The following is a 2,954-nucleotide window of genomic DNA, read 5'->3' on the forward strand; positions in this document are numbered from 1 at the left end:
CCAGTAGTGGGAATCAGTGTCCCAAGTAGGAATCTAGGTAGGTATCTACCATGTCTTTGACCTTCTTCTCTTTTCTATCAGAAGACATCGTCTCCCTACTGCTTTCCTCATCGCTCTGAAACCGATGTCTTATTCGGGTAACCTCCTCAAAGACATCAGATTCAACAATCTGATATTCAGGTACATACTCATTCACATCGGCAACATCGTACTCTCCTTTATACAGCTCATTTTTTAGAACATCGCTCACCTTCTTAGTAGTCCACTCTTCTGATCCATGTACTCGTATTCCCTTCTTATTCAGCTCAAAAGCGACCTGTGGCATCGACCTCTTATTAATATACATCCTAAATATCTCCCGGACTAGATCGGCTTCGTCTTCCTTTATCTCAAGATGTCTATCCTCATCCAGCCTATATCCTAACGGAGGAGTATCATTCGGCCACTTACGATCCTGAGCTAGAGCTTGCATACCCATCTGAGTTCGCTGCTTTATCATCTCCCTCTCAAACTCAGCAGCATTCGCGATATTACGGAAATTAAATCTACCAGCAGCCGTAGTGGTATCTATCTGCTCAGTGACACTGTGTAGTGCTATATCCAGACTACTTAGCTTCTCCTCGAGCTCTACAGCATGTAGAAGGCTCCTAGAGAATCTATCTAGCTTCCAAAATACTACAACATCGAACAGTCTCTCTTCTGCCTTCTCCATCATTTTCTGGAACATGGGGCGGTCAGTGTCTTTTCCACTCTCAGCCTCATCTCTGAAAATATGAGAAACTTCCCACCCCAAATCCTCGCACCTCTCACGGCAGATACGAACCTGTTCTGATAGAGAGTAGCCGAAACGCTGGTTCGTAGAAGAAGTTCTCGCATATATAGCAGCTAAAACAATCTCGTCTTCGTCTGATATCCTGTCATTCGAGAACTGAGAGAGAGTCTGATCTAATCCAGTCATACATCAACACCCCGTTCTAACTCAGTATTCAGATCTTCTCTCAATTCATTCAGCCTTACGCGTATAGTCTCCTTCGTAACGCCGGATACATAGGCTATTTCTCTCTGAGTAGTCTGATCGTCTGAAGCTAAATAGAGTGCTGCTCCTGCGAAACCAGTCGGGCTTTTACCGCTGTTGTTTCCGTCAAATTTAGCAAGAATTTGCTCCGCAGTTTCTCTGGTAGTATTATCATAGCCCAGCTCCTGAGAAAGATAAGGTAGATAATCGACTGGTTCACACAAGTACCATTCTACATCAAACTCTCTGTGTAGCATTTGTGCTACATTTTTGATGTCTGCCTTGGTTGACCCTACCTCTCGAGAAAAAGACGCTAATGGTCTTATCTCGCCGTTCTCACGGGAGCTCAGATATAAAGAAGCTCCTACAACCAATGAAGTTGGACGTCCATCAGTTAAGTTAGCTATAGCAGCCTTCTCATAGATCTTAGCTGCCTTTCCACGAGTATCCTTTGACAACCCTAGCTCATCGGATAGATTATCGAGAATCTCGAGAGATTCAGATATTCTTTCTTCAGTTCCATTAGTAACTGTAGACACTTCCGACCAAGATTTGTCTCGGGTTTTATCAGACGACTCAGGGCTATTACTATCCCTCAAGGTTTCAGTGGAGATGTCATCATAATCTTCAATCACATACCCACATTCATCACAGATAGCGTCCATTCCCGGGATCGATTCATCTAAATTAGCTGATCCACAGTCAGGACAAGATATGTCAAGAGTCATTCTCCTTCCCCTCTTGACCTATACTGTCATCTCCATCTAGTCTTATCGAGTAGCCGTTCTCTTCGATTATGGACTGTAGTTCCTCGGCTAGTTTATCCACAACCTCGTCAATATTACTGAAGATATTAGCTTTCTTCTCCAGAATATTGTCTGGGGTATAATTGGATTCCTTGTAATGAGGGCACTCTTCCCGAGAACAGTTCCGGCACTGAAACTCCCCAGGTATCCTTTCTCCCCTTTCTCGGAGCTCCTCGATGTTTTCATGGTGATCCAGTAGCTCCTCGAGGAGGATATCTGCTACCTGACGGTCTAGGTAATGAACATCACCTGTCTCCAGTTCAGCAGTAAGTACAGGCACATCTTCCCAGAAAGAGTATGCAGCAGCTTGTAGCGGCTTTATCTTCCCAGTCTTCACTTCTATTACAGCTAATCCTTTAGACCCTTCCTCGGCTTTTATCTCGGCTTTGCCGTCATTTATCTCGATGCTCCCATCTATACTGTATCCATCTCGTGGATTTTCCCCACCTACTCTGAAGTTCTCAAACCTGATCTGTAGCTGAACAAGAATTCTCCCCTGTGCTGCACTGTGGAGCGTGTTATACACGGATGTGACCTCTCCGTTATCGTCCTTATAGAAGGGGCAGGTTCTCTGGATTATCTGATCGAGCTGGCTGGGACTGTGTTGACTTAGCAAGTTTTGGATCTCTTCTTCTTGCCTCTTTTTTGTTCTCTGCATAGAATTAATTCCTACGTAGGAACTAATAAGACTTGGTATTAATTCCGTTGAAGGAAGAAAAATTCTTTACTTGAACTGCATCCTCGTGGGAAGCATGGGTGATGACGAGAGACCGGGTAGGAATCCGAGTGTAACTGATGACGAAATCCTTGAGATATTTGAGGAGTCTGACGACCCAGTGCTAGTGGCATCTGAAATTGCAGAACAGTTACCCATCGGCCGTAGGGCTGTCCATAAACGTCTGAAGGATCTCGAAGATAATGGGGTTTTAGAGTCTAAGAAAGTAGGAGGAAGGAGTACAGTTTGGTGGTACATAGGACACACCGATACACCATAGATAAAATTAGATGGTCGTCGAGGCAGTCTACTGAGTATATCTGAAATGATCCATTCCCACAACTCAAATAACACAGTCAAAACAGACGGGGGGAAGCCACGGATAACGGAAATTCCCATAACTCCCGGAGACATTTTA

General features: G+C 44.4%; 4 protein-coding genes. 1 reads left to right on the forward strand and 3 read right to left on the reverse strand.

The window, feature by feature from the left end:
* Window positions 1-13 precede the first annotated feature (13 nt).
* Genes SV253_10420 through SV253_10430 form a run of 3 tightly spaced genes read right to left on the reverse strand, consistent with a single transcriptional unit; the run spans window position 14 to window position 2,479 of the window.
* On the reverse strand, window positions 14-958 hold the full coding sequence (locus SV253_10420) for a recombinase family protein (GenBank protein ID MDY6776464.1): 945 nt from the start codon (window positions 956-958) through the stop codon (window positions 14-16).
* Complete coding sequence (locus tag SV253_10425; GenBank protein ID MDY6776465.1) at window positions 955-1,743, reverse strand: hypothetical protein; 789 nt, start codon at window positions 1,741-1,743, stop codon at window positions 955-957. Before SV253_10425 ends, SV253_10420 begins: the two co-directional genes overlap by 4 nt.
* Complete coding sequence (locus tag SV253_10430; GenBank protein ID MDY6776466.1) at window positions 1,733-2,479, reverse strand: hypothetical protein; 747 nt, start codon at window positions 2,477-2,479, stop codon at window positions 1,733-1,735. Before SV253_10430 ends, SV253_10425 begins: the two co-directional genes overlap by 11 nt.
* 94 nt (window positions 2,480-2,573) lie before the next feature.
* Between SV253_10430 and SV253_10435 the strand changes: the two genes are divergently transcribed.
* On the forward strand, window positions 2,574-2,816 hold the full coding sequence (locus tag SV253_10435; GenBank protein MDY6776467.1) for a winged helix-turn-helix domain-containing protein: 243 nt from the start codon (window positions 2,574-2,576) through the stop codon (window positions 2,814-2,816).
* Window positions 2,817-2,954: the final 138 nt, after the last annotated feature.

Source organism: Candidatus Afararchaeum irisae (genome assembly GCA_034190545.1).
Classification (GTDB): domain Archaea; phylum Halobacteriota; class Halobacteria; order Halobacteriales; family Afararchaeaceae; genus Afararchaeum; species Afararchaeum irisae.